Below are 25,955 nucleotides of genomic sequence, written 5' to 3' on the forward strand. Positions count from 1 at the left end.
GAGGCCGCCATGCCCGAGGGTGACTCCCTCGTCCGGGTGGCGAACCGGCTGCGGCCCGTCCTGGCCGGCCGGGAGCTGCGGCGCACCGACTTCCGGGTGCCGCAGCTGGCCACCGCCGACCTCTCCGGGCGCACCGTGGAGGCCGTGTGGCCGCGGGCGAAGTACCTGGTGGTGCAGGCGGGCGAGCTGGCGGTCCTGTCCCACCTGAAGATGGAGGGCCACTGGGACGTCCACGAGCTCACCGGGCCGGACGGCGCGCCCCTGCGCCCGCGGTGGCGCTCCCCCGGCTGGCAGGCCCGGTGCGTGCTCGAGACCGCGGAGCACCAGGTGGTCGGGTTCCAGCTGGGCCTGCTGGAGGTGCTGCCGACCGCCGGGCTCGAGGAGCGGCTCGGCTTCCTGGGACCGGACCTGCTGGACCCGGGCTGGGCGGACCCGGCCGTGGCCGCGGCCCTGCTCGAGGAGGGGGTCCGGCGGCTGGCGGCCGAGCCGGAACGGCCGATCGGGGTGGCGCTGCTGGACCAGCGCCTCGTGTCCGGGATCGGCAACATCTACCGCTGCGAGACCCTCCTGCTGGCCGGGCTGGACCCGCACCGCCCCGTCTCCGCCGTGCCGGACCTGCCCGGGCTGGTGCTGCTGGCCCGGGACCTGATGCGGGTCAACACCGGCCCCGGTCCGCGGGGCACCACGGACGTGGTGCGCGACGACGCCGCCCCCTACGGCATCCGGGTGCGGACCCCGCCGGGCGGGCCGGGCGGGCCGTACGCGAACCGGCCGGCGGCCGGGGCCCGGGGCGGCGCCGACCGCCGCGCGCCCCGGTACTGGGTCTACGGCCGCGGCCGGCACGGGTGCTACCGCTGTGGCGGGCCGGTCGCCGTCGAGCAGCTCGGGGACGCGCGCGCCCTGGACCGCACCCTCCACTGGTGCCCCCGCTGCCAGCGCTGACCTCTCGCTGACCGCGGCCCGCCGGCCACCGGGGCGTGGCATCCTTGCAGGACCGCCCCGGCAGGCCGCCGGGGCGCCCGGAGACGAGGAGGATTCACCATGGCCGACCCGTTCCCCCAGGACCCCGCCCGCCGGACCGTCGCCCTCGTGCTGGCCGGCGGCCGCGGCGGCCGGCTGACCCCGCTGACCGACGCCCGGTCCAAGCCCGCGGTGCCGGTGGCCGGACAGTACCGGCTGATCGACGTGGCGATGTCCAACCTGGCCCACTCGGGGCTGCGGGACGTGTGGGTGGTCGAGCAGTACCGGCCCTTCACGCTCAACCAGCACTTGGCCGGCGGCCGGCCCTGGGACCTCGACGGCACCCGGCACGGACTGCGCATCCTGCCCCCGGCCGAGGGCCGCACGGAGGAGGGCTTCTCCGCCGGCAACGGCCACGCGCTGTTCCAGCAGCTGCCGTTGCTGGAGGCCTTCGGGGCTCGGACCGTGGTGGTGCTCAGCGCCGACCAGCTCTACGAGCTGGACCTGGGCCCCGTGCTGGAGCAGCACCGCGAGCGCGGCTCCGAGCTGACCATGGTCACCACCGAGACGGACGAGGACCCCTCCCGGTTCGGCGTGGTGCAGGTGGACGGGGACGGCGCCGTCACCGACTACGCCTACAAGCCCGAGGAGCCGAACGGGCGCCTCGTGGCCGCGGAGGTCTTCGTGTTCGACGTCGCGGCCCTGGCCCGTGTGGTGCGTGGGCTGGTCGAGGAGCAGGACGACCCGGAGGGCACCTCCCTGGGTGACTACGGCGAGACGATCCTGCCCCGGTTCCTCGAGGGCTCGCGCGTGCACGAGTACCGCCTCGAGGGCTACTGGCGGGACATCGGCACCCTCGAGGCGTACTACCGGGCCCACATGGAGCTGGTGGAGCAGCGCGGCCTGCCGCTGGACCGGCCGGACTGGCCGCTCCTCACGAACGCCGAGTCCACGCCGCCGGCCTGGATCGACGCCGAGGCCACGGTGCGCTCCTCCCTCGTCTCCGCCGGCTGCCGGATCCACGGGGAGGTCGAGTACAGCGTGATCGGCCCCGGTGTGGTGGTGGAGGCCGGGGCGAGGGTGTCCCGGTCCGTGCTGCTCGGGGACGCCACCGTGCCCGCCGGAGCGGTCCTCGAGACGGTGATCGCCGACGTCGGGGCCGAGATCCCCACCGGGCGCTCCGGCGGACCCGGGGGCGCGGACGGCGCGGAGGTGGCGAACCGGCTCGAGGGCGACGGCGAGGGCTCCGGGGAGCTCACCGTCCTGGTGCCCGCCGACCGCGGCCCCGGCGGCCCGGACGAGACGACCGGGGACTGACGCCGAGGGGCGCCCCCGCCCGCGGCACGCTGGCCGCGGGCGGGGGCGCCCCTCCGGGGTCCGTGCGGGCTACGCCCGGTCGGCCCCGGCCGACTCCAGCTCGCGGCCGGAGTAGCCCGCCAGGCCGCGCTCGACCGCGTCCACCAGGTAGGGGCGCAGGCCCCCGGGCTGCACGATGACGTCCACCGAGCCCACCTCGCGGGCGCGCTCGATGCTGTGCTTGCGGTCGAACTCGGTGCCGACCTCGCTGAGCTTCTCGGAGCGCACCTCGGCGCGCACCTCGTTCAGCTGGACCAGCAGCCGGGCCCGCTCCGCCTCGTCCGCGGCGGCGGCCACCGCGGACTCGAGCTCCACGACCCGCGGGTCGGCCGCGGTGCGGCGGTCCACGTCCCGCGTGAACACGACCGCGGCGGCCGAGGACCCGCCGAGCACGGAGGCGTAGGCGCCCTCCACGGCGGCGACCTCCATGTTCTGGTTGAGGGTCCCGGAGAAGACCACGAAGGCACCGCCGTGGTACCGCGTGAGCACGCAGAACACGATCGGGCCGTCGAAGTTCACGATCGCCCGCCCGATCTCCGCGCCGAACTCCAGCTGCCACGTGCGCATCGACTCCGGGGAGCCGTCGAACCCGGACAGGTTCGCCAGCACCACGAGGGGCCGGTTGCCGCTGGCCGCGTTGATCGCCCGCGCGGTCTTCTTCGAGGAGCGCGGGAACAGGGTGCCGGCGGTCCACTGGTCGGGCCCGTCCGCCGGGTACTGGCCGGTGCGCGGCACCGCGCGGGACTCGATGCCGACCAGGGTGACCGGGTGGCCGCCCAGGTGCGCGTCGAAGACCACGGAGGTGTCGGCGTCGGCCATGTCCGCCCAGCGCTCGAGCACCCGGTGGTCCTGGTCGGAGACCGCGCGCATCACCGTGCGGATGTCGTACGGCTTCTTCCGGTCCGGGTTCGCCTCGGCCGAGAAGATGTCCCCCACCGTGGTGAAGTCGCTGGACGGGTGCACGTGCGGGAAGGTCCGCACGTCCCGGTCCACCGGGTCGCTCGTGGGGGCCTGGCGCGGGAAGCGCTCCCCCGGGGCCACGTAGGCGTGGTCGTAGTGCGCGAACAGCACGCCCACGGCCGAGGTGAGGTCCGGGGCCCAGTACTGCGCCTGCCCGTTGGGGCCCATGACGCGGTCGTAGCCGCCGATGCCGAAGTTGTCCTCGGCCGAGACGCCGCCGGCGTAGTCCAGCGAGTGCTTGCCGGTCAGCACCATGGCGCTGTCCGGGGTCATCACCAGGATGCCCTTGGTGTGCATCAGCATGGTGGCCTCGGCGTTCCAGTACGGCTGGGCGCCCACGTTGATGCCCGTGACCACGATGTTGATCTCGCCGCCGCCCTGGGTGAAGGTCACGATCCGGCGCAGCGCGCGGGACACCCAGTCCATGTTCTCGGTGCCGCGGTCCATGGAGATCTCGGCACCGGCGGACAGGGCGAACCACTCCACCGGCACGCCCCGCTCCTCGGCGAGGTCGATCGCCGCGACCACCCGGGCGCACTCCGGCTCGGCGAGCGAGCCCAGCGCCTTGGTCGGGTCGCCGAACAGCACCACGCGGGTCATGCCCTCGGGGTAGAGCGGCGTCGGCGTCGTGACGACGCCGGCGACGATCCCCGCCGTGTTCTGCCCGTACGGCCGGTCCACCGGCACCAGCCGGCCGGCGTCGTCGAGGTCGTGCTCGGTGAACGAGCCCTGCTCCCCGGTGAGCAGCGGGATGATCTCGTAGGGGTACACGTTCCCGCGGGAGCGGGCCTTGCGCACCTTCTGCGTGTAGGCGTCCATCGGCTGCAGCGGCTCGGTGTCCACCTCGGACAGCTGGGTGGTGATGCCGCCGTCGGCCTCGAAGAGGTAGCGCAGCGCCATCTCGCGCGGCTCGGCGCCGGCCCCCTGGCTGACGCGGAAGATCAAGGTGATCTCCTCGAGCCCCACGCCCATCGTCAGGGGCCGGATGTTGCGGGCCACCACCTCGGCCACGTCCGTGACGGGCCGCTCGAAGACCGGCCACGCGTAGAGCACCACCCGGTTGGCGTTCAGCCGGCGGCGGGCCCCGCGCCGCGCCTGGGCGCGGCGGATCCCGTCGAGGCAGGCGGCGACCGTGCGCTCGGCCATCGGCAGCCCGACGACGGCGCCGTCCTCGTCGTACTCCGGCGTGACGTCCCGGATCTCGGCCAGGGCCACGATCCGCTCGTCCTCCGGGTTGCCCTTGCCCGCCAGGTGGAACACGAAGGTGTCCGGGGCGGCCGGCAGGCGCGTGCCGTCGAAGTTCTTGAACCGCCACAGCTCCACGCGCTGGCCGGTCAGCGGGTGCATGTCCCGGATGACCCGCTGCTCGCCCGGCCGGCCGTCCTCGTCGCGGCGGAAGGTGAACTGGTGGTGGGAGTCCTGCTCGGCACCGCACACCGTGATGGTCACCCGGCGCGCGTCGGCCGGCCAGGAGGCCGAGGCAAGCTCCGAGCGCAGGGTCTCGGCCATCGCGTCCGCGTCCTGCGGGCGGTCGGCCCAGGACAGGTAGAGGTCCAGCACCGGCTGGCCCTCCAGCCCCGCGGCGACGGGCTCGACCTCGGCCAGCAGGGCTGGCAGCCCCGCGGCGTCGCCCACCGTGGACACCACGGCCAGCCGGTCGCCCTGGAGCTCGAAGCCGCCCGTGACGACGGGCCGCTCGCCCAGCAGGAAGGACTCCACCTGCCGCAGGGTGCGGATCTTGTAGTACCGGCGCGTGATGGCCTCCAGCAGCTCCCGGACCCCGGTGCCGCCGCGGCTGATCTTGCGGGACAGCATGTCCAGGATCGGCTCCGGGCCGGACACGATGTCCTCGATGCGCTGGGCGCGGTCCGCCGCCTGCGGGTTCTCGGCCAGGTACGCGATGCTGCCGCGGACCCGGTCGTAGACCTGTTCGCGCGCGGCGCGGATGCGCGGCTCCTCGAAGACGCGGAAGCGCAGGCTGCGCGCCACGTCCCCGACGACGGGGAAGCGGGCCTGGGTGGCGACCACGAGGCGGTCCAGGACCTCCTCGAGGCCCTCGGGCGCGCGCTCGGCCGCCGGCTCGCCCTCGAGCCAGCGCTCGAGCAGCCCCATGACCACGGGGATCTGGTGGTCGATCCGCTGCTGGGCCAGGAACAGCCGGTACACGGCCTGCTCCAGGTCGGGGGTGTGCTCCAGGCCGGTCACGTCGTAGTGGCGCAGGGCGCGGGAGAGCCGGTCCTGGAAGGACGCGGGCAGGCCCTCGCGTTCCGGGTCCAGCGAGTGCAGGTAGGTGTGGAAGAACTCGCGCGGGCTGTGCACGCGGGTCTCGAGTTCGTCCTCCGCGAGGGCCGGCCGGTTGCGGGCCAGTTCGCACAGGTCCGCGAAGGTGGTGAGCACCTCGAGCTCGGCGCGCACCAGCTCCGCGTCCTCCTGGGCGCCGCGTGCCCCGGCCTGCTCGTACTCGGCCAGCAGCTCGCGTGCGTGGGCGGCCGTGACGTCGTAGCCGGTGATGAGCGCCCGGAGCGTGTCCAGCTGGGCCAGCGCCGCGGACTGCGGGTCGGCCTGGGCGGCGGTCCCGCCGAGGTCGAAGACCACGCGGGGGGCCTCGTCGGCGGTGGACTGGTCCTCCGCGGACTCGAGGCGGATCAGCGAGGCCCCGGCGTCCACCTGGGTGTTCACGGAGGCCAGGACCTCGCGGACGCGGCCGGCCTGGGGCGCGCGCACCGCGGTCTCCATCTTCATGGACTCGAGCACCACGAGGGTGTCCCCGGCCTGGACCTCGTCGCCCACGCACACCGGCACGGCCATGACGACGGCCGGCGACGGCGTGCGGACGAGCCCGGCCTCGTCGCGCGTGATGCGGTGCGAGACGCCGTCCACCTCCACGAGGTGCCCGCCGGTGCCGGCCACGGAGACCACCTGGTAGGTGCCCTTGCCGGTCGCCACGCGGCGGCCGAACTCGCCCAGGCGCTCGACGTCCAGCTGCGCCTCGCCGTGCTCGCCGGTGACCTGGTAGCGGTGCGGGCCGATCTTGCCCACCGTGAACGTGTAGGGCTGGCCCTGGTAGGCCAGCTCGACGCTGCGGCCCACCGCGTGGTCGGCGCGCGGGCGGCCGCCGCGGGCGGAGGCGAAGAAGCGGCTGCGCTCGAGCGCCTCCTCCTCCTCGTAGACCTCCACGGCGGTCGCCAGCAGCGCGACGTCGGCGACGGGGCTGGGCGTCCGGGAGGTGCCCGCGCCGGAGCGGTCCAGCCAGCCGGTGTCCGCGGAGGCCGTGATGACCTCCTCGCGGTCCAGCAGCTCGAGCAGGAAGGACTTCGTGGTGGTGCCGCCGTCGATCACGACGGTCGTCTCCCGCAGCGCGGTGCGCAGGCGGGCCAGGGCCACGGCGCGGTCCGGTCCCCACGCGATGATCTTGGCGACCATGGAGTCGTACTCCGGCGGGATGACGTCGCCCTGGCCGATGCCGGTGTCCACGCGGATCCCGGGGCCCAGGGGCAGGTTGAGCAGCTTCACGGTGCCGGGGGCGGCGGCGAACTCGTTGTCCGCGTCCTCGGCGTTGAGGCGGGCCTCCACGGCGTGGCCGAACTCGGCCGGCATCTCCCCGGGCAGCGGCTCGCCGGCGGCGACCAGCAGCTGCAGCTTCACGAGGTCCAGCCCCGTGGTGGCCTCGGTGATCGGGTGCTCCACCTGCAGGCGGGTGTTGACCTCGAGGAAGGTGAACAGCTCCTGCTCGGGCTGGTACAGGTACTCGACCGTGCCGGCGCCCAGGTAGCCCGCGGCGCGCACCAGGTCCGCGGAGACCCGGCGCAGGTGGTCGGACTGCTCCTGGGAGAGCAGCGGGGAGCTGGACTCCTCGATGACCTTCTGGTTGCGGCGCTGGATGGAGCAGTCGCGCACGCCCGGGGCCCACACGTTGCCGTGCGCGTCGGCGATGACCTGCACCTCCACGTGGCGGGCGTGGGTGACGAGGCGCTCCATGAACACGACCGGGTCACCGAAGGAGCGCAGGGCCTCGCCCTGGGTGCGCTCGAAGGCGATCTCCAGCTCGTCCTCGGCGTACACCTTGCGGATGCCGCGCCCGCCGCCGCCGCTGCGGGCCTTGATGATCAGCGGGTAGCCGATGTTCTGCGCGTGCCGGCGCGCGTCCGCCAGGCTCTCCACGGGGCCGCCGCTCCACGGGGCCACCGGGACGTCGACCTCCTCCGCCAGCAGCTTCGCGGTCACCTTGTCCCCGAGCCGGCGCATGGCGTCCGCGGAGGGGCCGATGAGCGTGATCCCGAGCCGCTCGCACAGCTCGGCGAAGGCCGGGTCCTCGGCCACGAAGCCCCAGCCCACCCAGACGGCGTCCGCGCGGGACAGGCGCAGCACCCGCTCGAGCTCGGCGTGGTCGAGGTAGGGCGTGCCCGTGCCGGTGCTGCGCAGGGTGAAGCCCTCGTCGGCCTGGCGGACGAACATCGCCCGCCGCTCGGCCTCCGTGTGGAGCGCGAGGGTGCGGATGCCGTACCCGTGCTCGGCATTCACCTCCCGCACCGCCCGGATGAGCCGCACCGCGGCCTCGCCCCGGTTGACCACTGCAATCCGCTGGAACATTCTGGTTGTCACCGTTCTTTCGTGAGGGAGCTTGCTGCTGGCGTCGGAGGGGATCAGGTGAAGGCGACGACCATGTCGTCGACCGAGGAGGCCGGCCGGGCGGAGGTCGCCTCGGCGGCGGCGTCCGGCCGGGGCGCCATCACGGCGGGATCGACGCGCAGCACCGCGTAGCCGGCCACGGCACCGGCGCCGAAGCCGGGGGCGAACACGCGCGTGGGACGGGTGATCACGCCGTCGCGCACGGCGTCGTGGATCGCCAGCGGGATGCTCGCGGAGGACGTGTTGCCCACCTTGTCGATGTTGAAGTACAGCTGCTCGGGCGTCAGCCCCGCCTTGAGGGCCAGGTCGATGACCATGGTCTTGTTCGCCTGGTGGGGGACGATCAGCTCGATGCTGTCCAGCAGGGAGGCCGCGCGGCCGTCCGGGTCCGGCAGGGCCTTGATGTCCTCGAGCATCTGGGCCAGGTAGCGGCCGGCCAGGTCCTTGACCTCCGGGCCGTAGACCGTGAGGTTGCGGTCGAACTCGGGGTTGGGCCAGATGATGGAGTTCACCTGGCTCTGCGGGCCGCTCGCGTAGGTCTGGAGGAACTCGATGTCCCGGCCCTCGCCCTCGGCGGCGGGCCCCACGAGGACGGCGGAGGCGCCGTCGCCGAAGATCATCCGGGAGGTGCGCACGTTGCCGATCTTGTCCGAGAACTTCTCCACGCACACCACCAGGACCGGGCGCTCGACCTCCTGCAGCAGGCGCGTGGCCTCGGCCATGGCGTAGGGCATGCCGGCGCAGGCGGCGATGAGGTCGTAGGAGGCGTAGGCCTGGTAGATGCCGAGCTCGCCCGAGAGGTAGGTGGCGATGGAGGGCATCAGGCGGTCGTTGGTGCACGTCGCCACGATCACGGCGCCCACGTCCTCCGGGCCCACGCCGGCGTGCTCGAGGGCCGTCCGGGCGGCCTTGAGGGCCAGGTCCTCGATCCGGGACATGCTGTAGAGGCGCTGCTCGATGCCGGTCTTCTTCACGATCGAGGCGGCGCTCATCGGGGACCAGTTGTACGCGGTGTTGCGCACGAGGTCGTCGTTGGAGCACACGACCTCGCCGGGGGCCACCGACAGCGAGAGGATGCGCGGCTGGACGGCCAGGGTGCCGACCTCGAGCGCCCGGTAGGGCCGGGAGGGGCGGCGCGGCTCCACGGCGGCGGACGGCGCGGCCTGGGTGGCCGAGCGCCCGGTGACGGCGCGCCGGATGAAGCGCTGGACCTGCGGCTCGCGCGGGTGGAACACGACCACGTAGTCGTCGTCCCGCAGCTCGCCCACCGGCACCAGCTCGCTGCGGGTGCGGTCCCACGGGTACTGGTTGTGCAGCACCATCGCCCAGCGCTCCAGCGCCTCGAGCTCCGGCACGTCCTGGTGGGCGTCGAGGATGGCGTCGTCGCTGAACACCGGGTAGTTCGGGTCGTAGCCGGTGACCCGGGTGGTCAGCGCGTCCGGGGTCTCCAGGATCTCCGCCACGGTGGGCTTGATCGCGGAGAGCTCGGTGGCGTGGAACTTCCGGTGGGCGAACACGTCGAACAGGGTCCGGAAGATGCCGTCCTCCACCTCGGCGTCCCAGCGGGCCGGCAGCTGCGGGTAGGCCTCCTTCACGGCGGCGACCTTGCGGTCCCCGTCCTCCCACGGCGTCAGGCGCGGCAGGTAGACGTCGTCGCGCTGGCGAGGCACGTCCGCCCAGCGGGTGAGGCGCTTCTCGTACATCGTCATCGCGTACCGGTTCGTCCAGAACAGGTTCATGGCGAGGTCGCGCAGCAGCTCGGTGCGGTCGCCGTAGCGGCCCTCCGTGATCCGCTGCAGGATGTCGGTGCCGCTCGGCGACTTCTCCTCGAAGTCCCGGTGGATCACCTCCTCGAGGCCCTCGAGGCTGTCCAGGGCGGACAGGTCCAGCTCCGGCATGAAGTTGGACGGGAACACCAGTCGTCCGTGGCTGTTGATCATGGCGGGCTGTGCCATCGCGGTCTCCTATCGACTCACTCCGCCGCCCTCGTCCGGCCGGTACCGGCGGGCGGTGACCCCTCCTCGCGGACGCGCGGAACGATGCCCCACTGCGGTCCGGGTCACATCCATTTACCCACGTCCGGCGGTGCGCGCGGTGAACGGCCGGGGCCTCGGACGGGTGGTGACGGTGAACACTCCCCGATGACGCACGTCAACACTGGGCTCGCGGCGTGATCGAGGCCTCACGGCGCGTCGTCATGTCCAGTCACATACCCGGCGGTAGCATTCTCCCCCGCTGTTCCGGGGTCCCCGGAGCCCGAGGGGGCCTCCGGGCGGAGCCGGGAGCGGGCCCGGTCAACGCCGGGTCCGGACCCGCTGCGGAAGGGGCCGGGGCCCGGCCGGGCGAGGGGGCCGGCGTCGTAGAATGGGGTGATGGCGAGTCGAGAGCAGCGCAACCTGATGGGCGCATACATCCGCCAGCAGCGGAAGCTGGCCGACCTGTCCATGCGGCAGGTCTCGGCGATGGTCGGGATCTCGAACCCGTACCTCTCCCAGATCGAGCGCGGCCTGCGCGCGCCCTCCGAGGCCGTGGCCGCCGGCATCGCCACGGCGCTGGGCATCGACATGGACGAGTTCACCGGCCGCGCGGGCGAGGACGAGCGCAGCGAGTTCCTCCTCGCCCTGGAGAACGCGCGCGAGCTCACGGCCTCCCAGCGGGACTCGCTGGCCGAGATCTACCGGTCCTTCGTCCGGGCGAACGAGCGGGAGGAGCGCCCGACGGCGGCCCGCACCCGGGCCGGCGACGAGGACCCCGGGGCCCCGGCCGACGAGGACGGCTCCGGGCCGCCCTCGCCGCGGGACGACGGCGGCGATGCCGCCGACCGCGGGGAGGACTGAGCCCGGCACGCGGTCAGGGGCGCTCCTGGCCCGCCGCGTCCTTCCGGGGCGCCCGCCGCCCGCGCGTGGTGGGCCGCTTGTGCGTGGGCTCGTCCGTGAGCACGTCCGGGTCGTCGTCCGGCGTCGGCGTGGACAGGGCGCCCATCTCCGCGAAGATGACGTTCCAGTGCTGCTCGAGGGACTCGTGGCTCATGAACAGGCCCAGGTGCCCCGCGCGCGCGGACTGGCGGCCGATCCGGTCCTCCTCGGTCGAGGCGTGGTCGGCCAGGGCCCACACCTGGTCCGGCGGGGTGATGTGGTCCGTCTGGCCCGCCATGAGGAACAGGGGGCAGTCGATGGCCCCCAGGTCCACGCGCCGGCCCTCGACCACGAGCTCGCCCGCGATGAGGGAGTTGCGCATGAACAGGTGCTCGACGACCCAGAGGTAGAACTCGCCGGGCAGGTCCTGGGTCCACTGGAACCAGTTCTCGAAGATCCGGTAGCGCTCCACGTGGCGGGCGTCCCGGACGTTGGTCAGCAGGTCCAGCCGGCGGCCCAGCTCCTGGTCCGGCTGCAGCGCCTTGAACCCGTCGAGCAGGAACCGCCCCGGCAGGACGCCGTCGTTGGCCTCCACGGCCGAGCGGAAGAAGGCCATGTCCTGGTTCGGTGCCAGCGTGCGCACCCAGTCGTGGATGAGGGGCTCGCCGGCGTGGAAGTCGATCGGGGCGCCGGCGATGGCCAGGGAGTTGACGCGCTCCGGGTACAGCGCGGTGAAGATCGTGGCGAGCCACCCGCCCTGGCAGTCGCCGACCAGGTTCATCCTGCCGCCCAGCAGGTCCGCGACCTCCCGCAGCAGGGCCATGTAGTCGTCGATCGAGGTGTCCTTGGTGTCCTGCGTGGCCCCGACCCACTCGAGCGCGTAGACCCGCGCGCAGCCGTTCTCGCGGGCGGTCACCACCTGGCTCTGCCCCTCGGCGAAGTCGACGATGCTGGAGTCGTGCCCGGCCTGCGGCGGCAGGATGACCGTGGGGACCATGTCGGCCGGGGCGTCCTCGGCGGAGAAGTCCCGCAGGCGCGCGATCGGCCACTCCCGGACCACGTGGTTCTCGTGCGCCCACGGCGGACGCTCACGGTCCGTGATGGCGGTGGACCAGGAGAAGAGGTCCTGGGCGAGGTCGAAGGGGGTGGCACCGGTGGACAAGGCATTCCACCAGTAGTCCACGGTGAACTGGCGCAGCGAGCGCCAGCTGCCGATCGTCCCGGACACCATGGAGTCGACGATCCCCTGGGGGACGTTCCGATAGGGGTTCAAGTACACAGGAGCTCCTGTTGCCGATCGATTAAATCGTGGTGAACATCACAATAAGCGGGGACTCTACGCGCAGATCAGACGGTGCAACAGGGGTGGTATACGAAGAGGGCCCTGCCGTGATGGCAGGGCCCTCGATCGTTGTCAGGCCGTGATCACTTCAGGAGCTCACGAGCGGCCTTGACCCAGGCGTTGGTGACGTCCTCGGCGAACTGGATCTGGGTGTGGGCGGCGTCCTTCATCCACTCGACGCGGCTGGTGCCGGCCATCTGGCGCTGCATCTCGAAGACGCTCTTGGCGGCGGTCTCGTAGTTGTCCACGGCGACGCGGCTGCCGGCCTTGGTGGACTCGACCATGGAGGAGCTGAACTCCTTCATGCGCTCGGCGTTCTCCTCCATGCGGCGGGTGGCCTCCTCGGCCATCTTGGTGGCGGTCTGGTTGGCGCGGTCGGCGGTGGCCTTGGCCTGGTCGGTGGCGGCCTTGGCCTGGTCGGCGGCGGTGGCGGTGTTGGCGGTGGTGGCCATGGTCTCTCTCCTCGGGTCGGTGTCTCCGGCAGCGGACCCTGCCAGCGTTAACAAAGTTAGCAGGCTCCTGCTAACTCCACAAGGCCGCTCCCGAAGGCCGGCCCGAGGAGGGGGATCACATGTCCATGCCGCCGTTGACGCCCCAGACCTGGCCGGTGATGTAGGAGGACTTGTCCGCGCACAGGAAGTGCACCACGCGGGCGATCTCGTCCGGGTTGGCCAGGCGGGCCATCGGGATCTTGCCCTTGATCTTCTCCAGGACCTTCTCCGGCACGGCCTCCACCATCTCCGTGTTCACGTAGCCCGGGGTGACGGAGTTGACCGTGACCCCGATCGAGTCCGGGCTCAGCTTGCCGGCGCGCTCGAGGTGGAACAGCGCCTCGCGGGCCAGGGTCTTGGTGAGCCCGAACAGGCCGGACTTGGACGCGGCGTAGTTGGCCTGGCCCACGTTGCCCATCTCGCCGATGATCGAGGAGACGTTGACGATCCGGCCGGTGCCGCGCTCGAGCATGTGCTTCAGGGCGGCCTGGGCCATGTAGAAGGTGCCCGAGAGGTTGACCTGCAGGACCGCGTCCCAGTCGTCGTCCTCCATCTTCAGCACCGTGCGGTCCCGCGTGATGCCGGCGTTGTTGACGAGGATGTCGACCTTGCCGTGCTGCTCCACCACGTCCGCGAACGTCTGGCGGGCGTCGGTGGCCTTGCCCACGTTGCCCGAGTGCACCGTGAAGGTGCCCTCGGGGAACTGGCGCTGCATCTCCTCCTGGAACTGGCGCGCACGCTCGTGGTCCCCGCCGTAGCCCATGGCCACGTCCGCGCCCTGCTCGGCGAGGCTGCGGGTGATGGCGGCCCCGATGCCGCGGGTGCCCCCCGTCACGAGGGCCGTGCGGCCGGCGAGCTTGTTTCCCTTGAGTCCGGTGGACTGTTCCGACATGTGAGACTCCTTCGTCCGGTCTGTGTCGAGGCCCGGTCAGTCCGGGCGCTGCCCCTGGCTGCGGGGCGCGAGCCAGTCGTTGATGTGCGGCCAGATGTCCCCCCGGGCCCGGGACCCGGCCATCAGGCCGATGTGCCCGCCGACGCCGTCGAGGTGCTCCACGTCCGGGCTCTGGAGGACCTGCAGCAGGGGCAGCGTCCCCTCGCGCGGGGCGATGTGGTCCTTGGTGGCCGTGACCACCAGGATCGACTGGCGCAGGGCCGAGAGGTCCACGCGCTTGCCGCGCAGCCGCAGCCGGCCGGTGGCCAGGCGGTTCTCCTTGTAGATCCACGTGACCCACTGGCGGAACGCGCGCATGGGGAAGTTCGGGTTGTCCCGCACCCACTTGGCCATGGACTGGTAGGCGTCCCGGTTCACGGTGCCGTCCTGGACCTGGCGCCACAGCCGCAGCGGGGTGCCCACCATGTTCGGCACGGGCTTGAGCAGCTGGTTCACGGTGTCCACGTAGGACCCGGGCAGGTACTCGGCGTGCTGCTCGAGCCAGTCGGCGTCCAGCTCGTCGTGGCCCAGGAGGGTCTCATAGAGCGAGTTGGACGCGTCGAACGGCATGGTCAGCGGGATCCAGTTGCGCACGGGGGCGTCCGGGGTGACCGCCAGGTACATGCCGGACAGCGCGGCGCCGATGCACCAGCCGATGAGGGTGATCTCCTCGGCGCCGCTCGTGCGGCGGACCTGCCGGATGGCGCGCGGCAGGAACTCCAGGGCGTAGTGCTCCAGGCCCGTGTCCGCGTCCTCCTCGTCGGCGTAGCCCCAGTCGACGAGGTAGACGTCGTAGCCCTCGTTCAGCAGGAACTCCACGAAGGAGTTGCCCGGGCGCAGGTCGAAGATGTCCGGGCGGTTGATCAGGGCGAACGTCAGCAGGATCGGGACCGGGTGGGTGCGCCGGGTGCTGCGGTAGCGGTAGAGGGTGGTCTTCCGGTAAGTCCAGACGACGTCCTTCGGGGTGACGCCGACCGGCGCGTCCGCCGTGGTGAGGCGGATGTTGGTGTACTGCAGCAGCGCGGAGGGGAACGTCACCAGGTCACGGAACGACGACCGCACGGGATCACTCACCCTGCTTGCGGGCCGGGCGCGAGGCCCCGGAGGTCCGCGACTGCTGGGTGGACTGCTGGGTGGCCTGCTCGGCGGACTGCTCCGCGTGGCGGGCGCGCTCGGCGGCCAGCTCGTCCTCGAGCCGCTCCACGGTCTCCAGGACCATCTCCAGCTTGTCCTCGGAGCGGGCGAGCTGGCGGTGCAGGGAGGTCACGTCCGCCCGGCTGGCGATCCGGGCGTTGCGCAACGCCAGGTCCGCCATCTCGTTGCCGATCCGCTGCATGGCCACGAGGTTCCCGGCGGTCTGCGAGAGCATCGCCCCGAAGGAGCGGGAGTTGACCACCTCCTCCAGGCCCGGCGCCGCGGCGGCGAGGAAGTCGTCGACGTACTGGCGGAACACGTTGGCTCCCTGGGATCCGGATGCCTCGGCCATGTGGCCCCCTTCTGCGGTCGCGACGGCCCCGAGCCGTCAGCGTCACGGTCTGTTGGCGATCTGCCGCGCTCATCGTACATATCGGCCTGCGTGAGGCGGATCACGATCGATTCATGTGACGCAACCTCGCCGCCGGCGTCCCGGCCGGCGTCCCCGCCGCCGACCGGTCGCCGTCCCGTCCCCGCCCCCGGCGTTGTCCCAGTCTTCACGGGGAGTTGGCCCGGCGCTCCCCCGCACGTCGCCCGCGGACCGGGCGGGGAGACCGGGGCCCGGACCCGCGGGAGGACCGCACCGCCGTCCGCCGCGGGACGCCCGCCGGCCGGGCCGCGCGGGCCGGCGGCTCTGGGAGACTGGGAGGCGTGTCCCAGCCCTCCCCCCTGCCCGTCCGCGACGGCGTCAACGCCACCCGCCTCCGGCTGCCGGACTCCGGCTGGCCCACCGTCCTCGACTACGTGCTGCACCGCTGGGGCCACGTGGACCCGGAGGGCATCGTGGACCGCTTCCGCACCGGCGAGGTCCGGGCCGCGGACGGCACGGTGATCACCGAGACCACGCCGCTGGGCGTCCACGGGTCCGTCTGGTACTACCGCTCGGTCCCCCGCGAGGACCCCATCCCCTTCGATCTCGAGGTGCTGCACCGGGACGAGCACCTCGTGGTGGCGGACAAGCCCCACTTCCTGCCCACCACCCCCGGCGGGCGGTTCGTGCAGGAGTCCGCGCTCGTGCGCCTGCGCAACCGGCTGGGGCTGGACCACCTGGTGCCCATCCACCGCCTGGACCGGGCGACGGCCGGCGTCGTGATGTTCTCCACCGACCCGGACACGCGCGGCGCCTACCAGGTGCTGTTCGAGCGCCGCCAGGTCTGGAAGCAGTACGAGGCGGTCTCCGCCCTCGGCCCGCTCCCCGTCCCGGCCCCCGGCCCGCGGGAGCCGCGGGATCCCGACGGCGGCCGCGCCCCGGGCGCGGAGGGCACCGACGGAGTCGATCCCGAGGGCACGGGCCCCGAGGACGTCGCCGCCCTCGTCCACCGGTTCCCGCTGACCTACCGCAACCGGATGGACAAGGTGAAGGGCGTGCTCACGGCGCGCACCCTGGACTACCCGCCGCTGCACTCGGGCCGGGCCCCCGGCACGCCGGCCCGGCGGGGCCGGCGGACCAACCGGCCGACCGTCGGGGCGAACGCGGAGACGCGCATCGAGCTGATCGGCACGGGGGTCTCCGCGGGCACGTGGGCGGGGGCCGCCGTCGGGCACTTCCGGCTGTTCCCGCGCACCGGGCGCACCCACCAGCTGCGCGTGCACCTCGCGGCGCTCGGCCTGGGCATCCTCAACGACCCCTTCTATCCCGAGCTGCTGGACGTCGCCCCGGACGACTACGACCGCCCCCTGCAGCTGCTGGCGCACACGATCGGCTTCACCGACCCGCTGACCGGCCGCGAGCGGCGGTTCGGCTCCGGGCTGCGGCTACGAGAGCGGCCGGCGTGAGCGGCCTCGACGCCGGCTGGGTCGCCTCCCTGGGGTGGTGGTTCCACCCGCTGACCGCCCTGCTGGTCGCCCTCGACGCCCCCGTCCCGCCCGTGCCGAGCGAGCTGTTCGTCATCGGCTCCGGGGCGCTGGCGGACCGGGGCGCGGTGGGCCTCGTGCCGTCCGTGCTGGCCGCCTGGCTCGGCTGCTGGGCCGGGGACGCGGGGCTGTACGCCCTGTTCCGCTACCGGCTCACCCGCCTGCTGGACCGGGCCTCGTGGGGCCAGCGCGTCCACCGCGGCATCCTGCGCCTGCTGGACCGGGCCGGGCCCGCCCCGAGCTACGCCACGCTGTCCGTGCTGCGCTTCGTCTCCGGCGGGCGGACCGCCTCGATGGCCGCGGCCGGGATCGCCCGGCTCCCGTGGCCGGCGTTCCTCGTCCTCTCGGGGGCCGGGTCCCTCGCCTGGGCCGCCTGGATGGTGGGCCTGGGCTGGGCCACGGGCAGCGCGACTGGCCTTCCGACATGGGCCAGCGCGGTGGTGGGGATGGGATTGGGTACCCTTGCAGGGTTGGTCATTGCGGGCGTGATCGCCGTCCGGCGACGCTCCAGGGAGGGATGAATGGCGGACGAGACGTCCTCTTCCTCTGCCGCGCTGCACCGCTTGAAGGCCGCGGCGGACACGTCCTCCGGCCCGGGGAACACCGGACCGGAGGCAGGGTCGAGCCCCGGGGACGTGCCCCGGCCCGACGGCCCGGCCGCCGGTCCCACGGACAAGGCCGCCCCCGCCGAGCGCGGACCCGCCCCCGGCATGCCCCGCCTGCGCCACGCCAACCTGCGTGAGCCGGTGCGCCGCCGCGAGTCCCTCAACGACTGGCTGGACGGGCTCGGCGAGCCCGACTGGGAGAAGGTCAGCGACTCCATCTACCACTCCCCCACGAACGCCAAGGCCGCGTACGAGCAGGCCAAGGTGCGCCTGGCCGAGGAGCGCGAACGGCGCGCCGAGGAGCGGCGCCGGGCGGAGATCGCGCGCCGGGAGGCCGCCGCGCGGGCCGAGGCCGCCCGGATCGAGGCCGAGCGCCTCGCCGAGGAGGAGCGACTGGAGGCCGAGCGCCGGGCCGCCGCGCGCGCCGAGGCGGAGCGCCTGGCCGCGTACCGCCGCGCCCAGGAGGAGGCCCGGCTCGAGGCCGAGCGCCGGGCCGAGGAGGAGGCCCGCCGGGAGGCGGAGCGGCTGCTGGAGCTCCAGCGCGCCGAGGAGGAGGCGCTGCGCCAGGAGATGGAGCGCCAGGAGTACCAGGAGTGGCTTGAGCGCCAGCGCGAGCGGGAGACCTGGGCCCTGCAGACGGCCGCCCGCGAGGCCGACGGCATCGACTGGGTGCCCCCGGCCGAGCGCCGCCCGCTGCTCGAGGAGCGCGGCGAGGACCTGACGGACGCGGAGCTGCTGGACCGCGCCCGGGCGTCCCTGCCGGAGTGGCGGCACCGGGACCGCATCGCGGAGAAGGCGGCCGCCATCCAGGCCGCCACCCTGCGCACCATGACCGGGCCGGAGTCGGCGGACGGGGACGAGGACGAACCGCCGGCGGTGCGCTACATCCCGCCCTACAACCTGCCCTCCCGCGAACCCGATCCCCGGCCCACCGTCCTGGACGCGCTCCGGCGGGCCGTGGTGACCGTGTCCTGGCTCGCCTTCGTGGTCGGCGGGGTCTACGGGGTCGGGCTGCTCGGCGTGGACGGGACCGGCCCGTGGCTGCACGAGCTGCACGGTGGCCGGTTCGCCGGCGACTACTCGATGCTCTCCATGCAGTCCTGGGCCCAGCTGGTCTGGCCCCTGCTGTGGCTGGCGCTGGGCGTGTACACGGTGCACCAGTGGATGCCCTCCCAGGCCTCCGCCGCCCGCCAGCGGGCCACCGGCTGGCGGATGTCCGCGGCGATGCTGGCCGCCGTCGGGTGGTTCGTCATCGCCCGCACCGGGGTGATGCTCGGCGTGGAGCTCGTGGTCTGGCTGGCGCTGACGTACCTGCTCGTGGACGTGGTGCACCAGCTGAACCTCTACACCGCGCGCACCCGCACGGAGCGGGCGCTGACGGACGGGATGATCGGGCTCTACGCCGGCTGGGCGGTCATCCACGCCGCCACCAACCTGTCCATCTGGCTGCAGTCCCTGGGCGTGAACCTGCTGTGGATCCCCGGGGCCGTCTGGGCGGTGCTGGCCATCATCGTGGTGGTGTGGGGCACCGCCATGATGTCCATGACCGAGCGCGGGCGCATCACCATCGCCCTCGGCCTGGCATGGGGCCTCGCGGCCATCCTGGTCCCGCGGCTCGTGGGCACCATGCACTCCGTGTGGGTGGCGATCATGGCCGCGATGGGGCTGTTCGTGGTGCTGCTGGCCACGGAGAACCGGCGCTACCGGATCAACCACGCCGAGCACCGTGCCGCCCTGGGCCACGTGGTGGACGCGGACGACTTCTGACCGTCCCCCACCGGTCGGCCCCACCGGTCGGCCCCTCCGGTCGGCCCCTCCGGTCTGCCGCCCGGGCCCGGCCGGCCGGCGTCAGCCGACCGGCTGCCACCGGCCGCGGACGCGGCGCAGCACCTCGGCCCGGCCGGTCGTGGCGACCTCCGCCACCGCCTGGCGCATGCGCGCGGCCGCGGCGAGCGCGGCCCGGTCCTCGCCGGCCCACGTGGACTCCGGCACGGTGAACCGCAGCACGATCCGCGGCACGCGCGCCACCACCTCCAGGTCCTTCGCCTCCACCGTGTACGCGGCCGCGAGGGCGGCCTCGGCGGCGGCCATGACCTCCTCCGGGGCGTGGCCGGGCAGCAGGTCCCCGATCGGCAGCCGGGCGCGGAAGGAGGGCATGGGGCCAGTCTAGGGACCGGCCCGCGGCGGGGACCCCGGAGGGCCAGGTGACCGGGCGGCGGAGGTGCCGCGGAGGTGCCGCGGAGGTTGCCGCGGAGGCGCCGAGGAATACCACCGCGTCATCGCGTGGTTGTGCCCGGCATGACCGTTCTCCTCGATCCCGTCCAGCTGGCCGGCCGCACCCTGCGCAACCGGCTGGTCCTGCCCCCCATGTGCCAGTACACCGTCACCGCCAAGGACGGGGTGCCCGGCCCGTGGCACCTGGCCCACCTCGGGGCCCGCGCCGCCGGCGGCTTCGGGATGGTGGTGGCCGAGGCCACCGCGGTGACGGCCGAGGGCCGGATCTCGGACCAGGACACCGGCCTATGGAACGACGCCCAGCGCGACGCGTGGGCCCCGATCGCCGACTTCATCCGCTCCCAGGGGGCGCTGCCCGCCGTCCAGCTCGCCCACGCCGGCTCCAAGGCCTCCACGTGGCCCGGCCACCCCGGGTACCCCGCCGACGGCATCCCGCTGGACGAGGGCGGCTGGGAGACCGTCTCCCCCTCCGGGATCCCCGCCGTGTCCGCCGTCGGCCCCACCCGCGAGCTGACCGGCGCGGAGATCGAGGGCCTCGTCGAGGCCTTCGCGGCCGCCGCCCGGCGGGCGGACGAGGCCGGGTTCGAGGCCGTGCAGGTGCACGGCGCGCACGGCTACATCATCCACCAGTTCCTCTCCCCCGTCACCAACCACCGCACCGACGAGTGGGGCGGGTCCTTCGAGAACCGCACGCGCTTCGTGCGCCGCGTGGTGGAGGCCGTGCGCGCCGCCTGGCCGGCGGACAAGGTCCTGGGCCTGCGCCTGTCCGGCTCCGACTGGCTCGAGGGCAGCTGGGGCGAGGAGGACACCGTGCGCCTGGTGCGCGAGCTCGTCCCGCTCGGCCTGGACTGGGTGGACGTGTCCTCCGGCGGAATCGGGGACACGTACCACGGGCCGAAGGGCCCCGCCTACCAGGTCCCGCTCGCCGAGGCCGTCCGCACCGGCACCGCGGACCTGGCCCTGGGCCCCGGCCGCGGGACCCCGGATCCCGACGGCGGCGCGCGGCGGCTGTTCGTCTCCGCCGTCGGCTCGATCACCGACCCGGAGCTCGCCGAGTCCGTGGTGGCCGAGGGCCGGGCGGACGCCGTGTGCATCGGCCGGGCCGCCCTCGTGCACCCGAACTGGCCGGTGGAGGCCGCCGAGTCCCTCGGGAACGAGCGGTACCGCCAGCTGGCGGCCCCGGCCTACCACCGCGGCTCGTGGGGGCGCGTGTCCACGCCGCTGCGCCAGGCCGCGGCCGTGGGCGCGTCCGCCTAGCCGTACGGACCCGGCGGGCGGGCTAGCCTGAGCCCGTGCTGCCCTTCCTGCTGGTCCAGACCCGCTCCGACGACGCCGTGGCCGCGGACGAGGTCCGCTCCACCACGGCGCTGGGCGGCTTCGCCCCGGGCGAGCTCGTCCCGCTGCGCCTGGACCGGGCCGTCGCGGCCGCCGGGCCGTCGTCGGGCGGGACCGCGGACCTGGACTGGGAGGACCTCGTCTCCCGGCACTCCGGGGTGATCGTGGGCGGCAGCCCCTTCACGTCCTCGGACCCGGAGGAGTTCAAGTCCGACCTGCAGGTGGTGGTGGAGGCCGAGCTGCGGCGGCTGCTGGACGTCGTCATGGACCGGGACGTGCCGTTCCTCGGGGCCTGCTACGGGGTCGGCACGCTCGGCCTGCACCAGGGCGCCAGCGTGGACGCCACCTACGGGGAGCCGGCCGGGGCGGTCCGGCTGCGCCTCACGGAGGCCGGTCGGGCCGACCCGCTGCTGGCCGGGGTGGCCGCGGAGTTCGAGGCGTTCGTGGGGCACAAGGAGGCCGTGCGCGAGCTGCCCGGACACGCCGTGCTGCTCGTGGCGGGCGAGGCGTGCCCCGTGCAGATGTTCCGCATCGGGCGGCACCAGTACGCCACCCAGTTCCACCCCGAGCTGGACGTGGAGGGCCTGCTGTACCGCCTCGAGGTCTACGCGGACAACGGCTACTACGACCCCGCCGAGGCCGAGGCCCTGTTCGCCCGGGTGCGGGCCGCCGCCGTGGACGAGCCGCGCAAGGTGCTGGCGAACTTCCGGCGCCGCTACGCGCGGGAGGGCTGAGCCCGCCGTTTGGCCCCTCACCGGACCGGCGGCGTGACCGGTGCACCGGACTCGGGTAGAACAGAGGGCATGAACGTGCGCACCCCCGACCCGAATCCCGGGTGGCTCTCCGACGAGGACCTCTACGAGGCCCGCCGGCGGCTGCCGATGGTCTACGTGGAGGCCCTGCCGGTCCGCCTGGACGCCCTCGGATACGTGTCGGAGATCGGCCTGCTGTACCTGGCCGACGGCGACGGCCACCTGCGCCGGACCCTCGTGTCCGGCCGCGTGATGTACCGCGAGACGGTGCGTGCCGCCCTCATGCGCCACCTGGAGAAGGACCTGGGCCCGCTGGCCCTGCCGCAACTGCCGCCCTCGATCACCCCGTTCACGGTGGCCGAGTACTTCCCGTCCCCGTCCGAGACCGGGCTGACGGATGACCGCCAGCACGCCGTGGCCCTGGCCTACCTCGTGCCGGTCACGGGCGAGTGCCAGCCCCGCGGCGACGCGCTGGAGCTGACCTGGCTGACCCCCGAGGAGGCGCTGAGCGCCGAGATCCAGGCCGAGTTCATCGGCGGCCGCGGGAACCTCGTGCGCCAAGCGCTCGCCCACGTGGGCTGGGGGCGCTGACCATGGCCTCCCCCCAGACCCCCGCAGGGTCCCCCTCGTCCCCGAGCGGTTCCTCCCGCCCCTCCCGGCACGACGCCGCCGGAGACTACCTGCGCTCCGTCAAGGCCCAGCAGGTCCAGCCCGGGGACCGCTTCCTGACCCGCCGCGGCGAGCCCTCGGAGCCCGTGCAGCACACCCGCATCTCCCGGGACGACTTCGGCACCCCGGCGCTCATCGTCGCCACCCTGGCGGACGGCCGCGAGGTGCGGATCGCCTTCGGCTCGACCATCCGCGTGCGCACGCACCGCCCGGCCCCGGTGATCGACCCCGCCGCGGACCTGGCCCCCGTGGAGGAGGGCTCGCCCGAGGCGGTGGTCGTGGAGATCGCGCGGCGCCACCCGGAGGACCAGCACCTGCTGGCCCTGGCCGCGAAGCTCTCGCGCGGGATCAACATGCGCTCGGGCTCCCAGCTCGAGGACATCGACACCATGGCGCGGTACCTGTTCACGGACCTCGACGACTCGGAGGGCGCCCTGCGGGCCACCACGCTGCTGACCGACCTGCCCTACGACGGGGCGATGGGCCGGTGGAAGTCGATCGAGTCCTCCCTCGCCCTGGCCGCGAACATCCACCACCACCGCGGCGAGCGCGCCGAGGCGGAGGCCGCCGGGGCGCGGCTGCGCGAGCCGGACGAGGCCGAGACGGACCCCGTGCGGGCCCGGCGCACCGCGGAGATCCGCCAGCGCCAGCTCAACGAGCCGAACCTGTACGACCGGGAGATCCTGCGCGCCCAGGCCGCCGGCGACCTCGTGGCCGAGCGGCAGTGGCGTGAGTCGCGGCTGTCCACCCTGTTCTACCTGCGGGCCCGCGGCGGGTCCGAGACGTTCACGGACGAGGAGCTGGACCGCCGGGTCGCCCGCGAGGTCGAGGCCGTGCGCGCCGTGGCCGACCGCCTGGCCGAGGCCGGCCCGGACGCCTGACGGCCACCCCGCTCACCCTCCTCCCCCGCTCCCCCTCCCCCGCCTCCCTTCAACTGGCGGTCGAATCCGCCCCGAATCACCCGTCTGGAGGCGCCGGAACGGTGCGGAATCGACCGCCAGTTGCCGGGGTGGGGGTGCCGGTCGGAGGGGACCGGCCCGGCGCGTGGTCAGCGGCTGGTCTCCACGGCGGGGTCGGGGTCGTGCCGGACCCACTTGCGCCAGGCCCACGGGTAGAGCACGCACGCCACGCCGACCGCGGCACCGATCACGGTCTCGATGAACCGGTCCGTCAGCAGCGAGCGCCCGTCCACGGGCGCCCCCGTGCCCACCATGACCAGCACGGTGGACAGCAGCGCCAGCGGCGTGACCACCAGCTGGGCGAGGACGTACTGCCGGGCGATGAACAGCTCGGCGCCGGTCTGCAGCACGGCGATGATGAGCACCATCACCCACGGCTCCGGCCGCAGGGCGAGGATGCCGGCCATGAGCAGGAGCCCCAGGAACGTGCCGATGACGCGCTGCAGGCCCCGGTTGACGCGGTAGCGCGTGGAGTGCCCGGCCAGGGGACCACGGCGGCGATCATGGCCCAGTAGTTGTGCTCGATCCCCAGGCCGGGGCCCAGGGCCGTGGCGAGGGACCCCGCCGCCCCGGCCGCGATCGCGTACCACAGGGCCTCGAGCCAGATGATCCGGTGCTGGTCCGAGGTGGACTGCTCCCGGGGCGGCCACGCGAGGGGCTCCCGGTGGGAGGGCAGGACCCGGGAGGCGAGGCCCACGAGGATCGCCAGGGCCACGGTGGCCACGGCGGTCAGCATGGCCTCCCCCAGCGGCGGCTGGTACGGCACCGAGGCCACGGCGGCGAAGGCGAAGACGTGGAACAGCGAACCGGCCGGGCGCAGCCTCCAGTACCCCGCCACCACGGTGCACAGCCCGGCCACCAGGGTGGTCAGCCCCACGAGCCCCCACGGGTCCTCCGCCTCGGAGACGCCGTTGCGCCCGGCCAGGGTGGCCGCGAGGATCACCGCGACCATGAGCAGCCCGGCGCGCAGCTGCATCTGCAGCCGGACCCCGTGCGTGGTGTTGCGGCCGTAGATGGCGGTGAAGGCGCCGAAGGAGGCGAAGATCGCCAGGTCGATGCGGTCGAGCAGCAGCAGGGACAGCAGCGGCACCAGCACGGTGATGCCGCACCGGATGCCCACCTCGTGGTCGCGGTTCGCGGGGGCGATGGTGAACAGGGAGGGCAGCGGGTTGAGGTCCGACATCCGCATGCGCACGATCCTGTTCCCGGCCCCGCGGGGCCGTGCCACGAGTGGTCCGGGTGGGTCTCCACCCGGCGGACGGTCCGCGGGGGCCACGGGGCCCCGGCCCGTCGCACCGGCGCCGGGACGTGCCCGTCCTGATCGATACATACCATGGAGGGCGTGCCTGAGACCCCTGGACCCCGCCCCGTTGTGACCGACCCGACCCCCGGGGGTGCCCCCGGCCCCGCGCCGGCGCCGGCCTCCCCGCGCCAGGTGGGCTTCGCCGTCGGGACCCGCCTGGCCGGGCCGCGCGGCGAGGCGCGCGCGGGACGGACCGGGACGCTCACCACGCCCCACGGCACGATCGCCACGCCGGCGTTCATCCCGGTGGCCACGCAGGCCACCGTCAAGGCCGTGCTGCCGGAGGCGATGGCCGGGCTCGGCGCGCAGGCGCTGCTGGCCAACGCCTACCACCTGTACCTGCAGCCGGGCCCGGACATCCTGGACGAGGCCGGCGGACTGGGGCGGTTCATGAACTGGCCGGGGCCCACGTTCACCGACTCGGGGGGCTTCCAGGTGATGAGCCTGGGCTCGGGCTTCAAGAAGGTCATCGACATGAAGGGACCCGAGGCCCCCTCCGGGCGCGGCGCCGACGACGCCGTGGCCCCCGGCAAGGAGCGGCTGGCCACCGTGGACGAGGACGGCGTCTGGTTCCGCTCCCACCTCAACGGAGACCGGCACCGGTTCACCCCCGAGGTCTCGGTGGGCATCCAGCACCAGCTGGGCGCGGACGTCATGTTCGCCTTCGACGAGCTGACCACCCTGCACAACTCGCGCGGCTACCAGGAGGAGGCCCTCGAGCGCACGCGCCGCTGGGCCCAGCGCTGCCTGGACGAGCACGCCCGGCTCACCGGCGAGCGCGCCGCCCGGCCCTACCAGGCCCTCTTCGGGGTCATCCAGGGCGCCCAGTACGAGGACCTGCGGCGCAAGGCCTGCCGGGACCTGGCCGCCATGACGGCCGACTTCCCGGACGGCGAGGGCGGCCGGATGGCGCACGGCTTCGACGGCTACGGGATCGGCGGGGCGCTCGAGAAGGAGAACCTCGGCACGATCGTGGGCTGGTGCGTCGAGGAGCTGCCGGAGGACCGGCCGCGGCACCTGCTGGGCATCTCCGAGCCGGACGACCTGTTCACCGCGGTGGAGAACGGCGCGGACACCTTCGACTGCGTCTCCCCCACCCGCGTGGCCCGCACCGGGGCCTTCTACACCGCCGACGGCCGGTACAACCTGCCGGGCGCCCGGTACAAGCGGGACTTCGCCCCGCTCGAGGAGGGCTGCGACTGCTACACGTGCGCCCACTACACGCGGGCGTACATCCACCACCTCATCAAGGCCAAGGAGATGGTGTCCCACACGCTGATCTCCATCCACAACGAGCGGTTCACGGTGCGCCTCGTGGACCGCATGCGCGCCGCCATCGAGGACGGCACGTTCTGGGACCTCAAGGACGCGGTGCTCGGGCGCTACTACGCCGCGTCCCGGTAGCCGGGGCGGGGTCCCGACGGCGGCCGCGGCGGGTCCGGCGCTCCGGCCGCCCGGCGTCCCCGTTCCGGACGCCGGACGGCCGGGGCGGGACGCCGGGCGGTGCGGGCCCGGGCCGGACCGC

The 25,955-nt window shown here is 73.8% G+C and carries 21 protein-coding genes; 11 read left to right on the plus strand and 10 right to left on the minus strand.

The window, feature by feature from the left end; translation table 11 throughout:
- The first annotated feature begins 9 nt into the window (after positions 1 to 9).
- A complete protein-coding gene (locus E7744_RS12480) occupies positions 10 to 942 on the plus strand; it encodes a DNA-formamidopyrimidine glycosylase family protein (RefSeq protein ID WP_137774386.1) in 933 nt (310 codons plus the stop codon).
- A gap of 99 nt (positions 943 to 1,041) precedes the next feature.
- The gene (locus E7744_RS12485; protein ID WP_137774387.1) at positions 1,042 to 2,277 is read left to right on the plus strand and encodes a glucose-1-phosphate adenylyltransferase family protein; all 1,236 of its coding nucleotides are present in this window, start codon (positions 1,042 to 1,044) and stop codon (positions 2,275 to 2,277) included.
- Between the two features lie 69 nt (positions 2,278 to 2,346).
- Here the strand turns inward: E7744_RS12485 and E7744_RS12490 are convergent, their stop codons facing one another.
- Together E7744_RS12490 and E7744_RS12495 are read right to left on the minus strand one after the other, a co-directional pair.
- On the minus strand, positions 2,347 to 7,866 hold the full coding sequence (locus E7744_RS12490; protein WP_137774388.1) for a carboxyl transferase domain-containing protein: 5,520 nt from the start codon (positions 7,864 to 7,866) through the stop codon (positions 2,347 to 2,349).
- 53 nt (positions 7,867 to 7,919) lie between these two features.
- Positions 7,920 to 9,860: a 3-oxoacyl-ACP synthase III family protein gene (locus E7744_RS12495; RefSeq protein ID WP_168199819.1), complete on the minus strand. Its 1,941-nt coding sequence runs from the start codon at positions 9,858 to 9,860 to the stop codon at positions 7,920 to 7,922.
- 417 nt (positions 9,861 to 10,277) lie between these two features.
- On the opposite strand from E7744_RS12495, the gene E7744_RS12500 reads away from it, so the two are divergent.
- Positions 10,278 to 10,742: a helix-turn-helix domain-containing protein gene (locus tag E7744_RS12500; RefSeq protein ID WP_137774389.1), complete on the plus strand. Its 465-nt coding sequence runs from the start codon at positions 10,278 to 10,280 to the stop codon at positions 10,740 to 10,742.
- A 13-nt stretch (positions 10,743 to 10,755) separates the two neighbouring features.
- Here the strand turns inward: E7744_RS12500 and E7744_RS12505 are convergent, their stop codons facing one another.
- From E7744_RS12505 to E7744_RS12525, 5 genes are all read right to left on the minus strand, one after another.
- Entirely contained in the window at positions 10,756 to 12,033 is a 1,278-nt protein-coding gene (locus E7744_RS12505) for an alpha/beta fold hydrolase (RefSeq protein WP_137774390.1), read from the minus strand.
- A gap of 152 nt (positions 12,034 to 12,185) precedes the next feature.
- Positions 12,186 to 12,554 carry a hypothetical protein gene (locus E7744_RS12510; RefSeq protein WP_137774391.1) on the minus strand — a complete coding sequence of 123 codons (369 nt, stop codon included), beginning with the start codon at positions 12,552 to 12,554 and terminating at the stop codon, positions 12,186 to 12,188.
- A gap of 115 nt (positions 12,555 to 12,669) precedes the next feature.
- The gene (locus E7744_RS12515; RefSeq protein ID WP_137774392.1) at positions 12,670 to 13,485 is read right to left on the minus strand and encodes a beta-ketoacyl-ACP reductase; all 816 of its coding nucleotides are present in this window, start codon (positions 13,483 to 13,485) and stop codon (positions 12,670 to 12,672) included.
- Positions 13,486 to 13,521: 36 nt separating this feature from the next.
- A complete protein-coding gene (locus tag E7744_RS12520; protein ID WP_246858447.1) occupies positions 13,522 to 14,562 on the minus strand; it encodes an alpha/beta fold hydrolase in 1,041 nt (346 codons plus the stop codon).
- A 28-nt stretch (positions 14,563 to 14,590) separates the two neighbouring features.
- Positions 14,591 to 15,010 carry a hypothetical protein gene (locus E7744_RS12525; RefSeq protein WP_137774393.1) on the minus strand — a complete coding sequence of 140 codons (420 nt, stop codon included), beginning with the start codon at positions 15,008 to 15,010 and terminating at the stop codon, positions 14,591 to 14,593.
- Between the two features lie 359 nt (positions 15,011 to 15,369).
- On the opposite strand from E7744_RS12525, the gene E7744_RS12530 reads away from it, so the two are divergent.
- The 3 genes from E7744_RS12530 to E7744_RS12540 are packed head-to-tail and all read left to right on the plus strand — an operon-like array spanning position 15,370 to position 18,944.
- A complete protein-coding gene (locus tag E7744_RS12530) occupies positions 15,370 to 16,494 on the plus strand; it encodes a pseudouridine synthase (protein ID WP_137774394.1) in 1,125 nt (374 codons plus the stop codon).
- Positions 16,491 to 17,093, plus strand: coding sequence for a DedA family protein (locus E7744_RS12535; RefSeq protein ID WP_137774395.1), 603 nt, complete (start codon positions 16,491 to 16,493; stop codon positions 17,091 to 17,093). Before E7744_RS12530 ends, E7744_RS12535 begins: the two co-directional genes overlap by 4 nt.
- Complete coding sequence (locus tag E7744_RS12540) at positions 17,094 to 18,944, plus strand: DMT family transporter (protein ID WP_137774396.1); 1,851 nt, start codon at positions 17,094 to 17,096, stop codon at positions 18,942 to 18,944.
- Between the two features lie 81 nt (positions 18,945 to 19,025).
- Here E7744_RS12540 and E7744_RS12545 read toward each other — a convergent pair whose 3' ends face one another.
- Positions 19,026 to 19,334 (minus strand): hypothetical protein, encoded by a 309-nt coding sequence (locus E7744_RS12545; RefSeq protein WP_137774397.1) that lies wholly within the window; start codon positions 19,332 to 19,334, stop codon positions 19,026 to 19,028.
- Positions 19,335 to 19,475: 141 nt separating this feature from the next.
- On the opposite strand from E7744_RS12545, the gene E7744_RS12550 reads away from it, so the two are divergent.
- The 4 genes from E7744_RS12550 to E7744_RS12565 all read left to right on the plus strand — a co-directional run bounded on the left by E7744_RS12550 (position 19,476) and on the right by E7744_RS12565 (position 23,049).
- Positions 19,476 to 20,669 (plus strand): NADH:flavin oxidoreductase/NADH oxidase, encoded by a 1,194-nt coding sequence (locus tag E7744_RS12550; RefSeq protein WP_137774398.1) that lies wholly within the window; start codon positions 19,476 to 19,478, stop codon positions 20,667 to 20,669.
- Positions 20,670 to 20,704: 35 nt separating this feature from the next.
- Positions 20,705 to 21,481, plus strand: a complete 777-nt coding sequence (locus E7744_RS12555; protein ID WP_137774399.1) for a glutamine amidotransferase — start codon at positions 20,705 to 20,707, stop codon at positions 21,479 to 21,481.
- A gap of 69 nt (positions 21,482 to 21,550) precedes the next feature.
- Complete coding sequence (locus tag E7744_RS12560; RefSeq protein ID WP_137774400.1) at positions 21,551 to 22,090, plus strand: NUDIX hydrolase family protein; 540 nt, start codon at positions 21,551 to 21,553, stop codon at positions 22,088 to 22,090.
- A gap of 2 nt (positions 22,091 to 22,092) precedes the next feature.
- A complete protein-coding gene (locus E7744_RS12565) occupies positions 22,093 to 23,049 on the plus strand; it encodes a DUF6707 family protein (RefSeq protein WP_246858448.1) in 957 nt (318 codons plus the stop codon).
- A gap of 167 nt (positions 23,050 to 23,216) precedes the next feature.
- Here the strand turns inward: E7744_RS12565 and E7744_RS16610 are convergent, their stop codons facing one another.
- Both E7744_RS16610 and E7744_RS12570 read right to left on the minus strand, forming a co-directional pair.
- Complete coding sequence (locus E7744_RS16610; protein ID WP_371415406.1) at positions 23,217 to 23,612, minus strand: FUSC family protein; 396 nt, start codon at positions 23,610 to 23,612, stop codon at positions 23,217 to 23,219.
- Positions 23,495 to 24,316, minus strand: a complete 822-nt coding sequence (locus E7744_RS12570) for a hypothetical protein (RefSeq protein WP_371415346.1) — start codon at positions 24,314 to 24,316, stop codon at positions 23,495 to 23,497. Before E7744_RS12570 ends, E7744_RS16610 begins: the two co-directional genes overlap by 118 nt.
- Positions 24,317 to 24,460: 144 nt before the next feature.
- Here E7744_RS12570 and tgt point away from each other — a divergent pair, with 144 nt between their 5' ends.
- Positions 24,461 to 25,834: a tRNA guanosine(34) transglycosylase Tgt gene (gene tgt, locus E7744_RS12575; RefSeq protein ID WP_371415347.1), complete on the plus strand. Its 1,374-nt coding sequence runs from the start codon at positions 24,461 to 24,463 to the stop codon at positions 25,832 to 25,834.
- Positions 25,835 to 25,955 lie beyond the last annotated feature (121 nt).

It is taken from the genome of Citricoccus sp. SGAir0253 (assembly GCF_005877055.1).
GTDB lineage: Bacteria > Actinomycetota > Actinomycetes > Actinomycetales > Micrococcaceae > Citricoccus.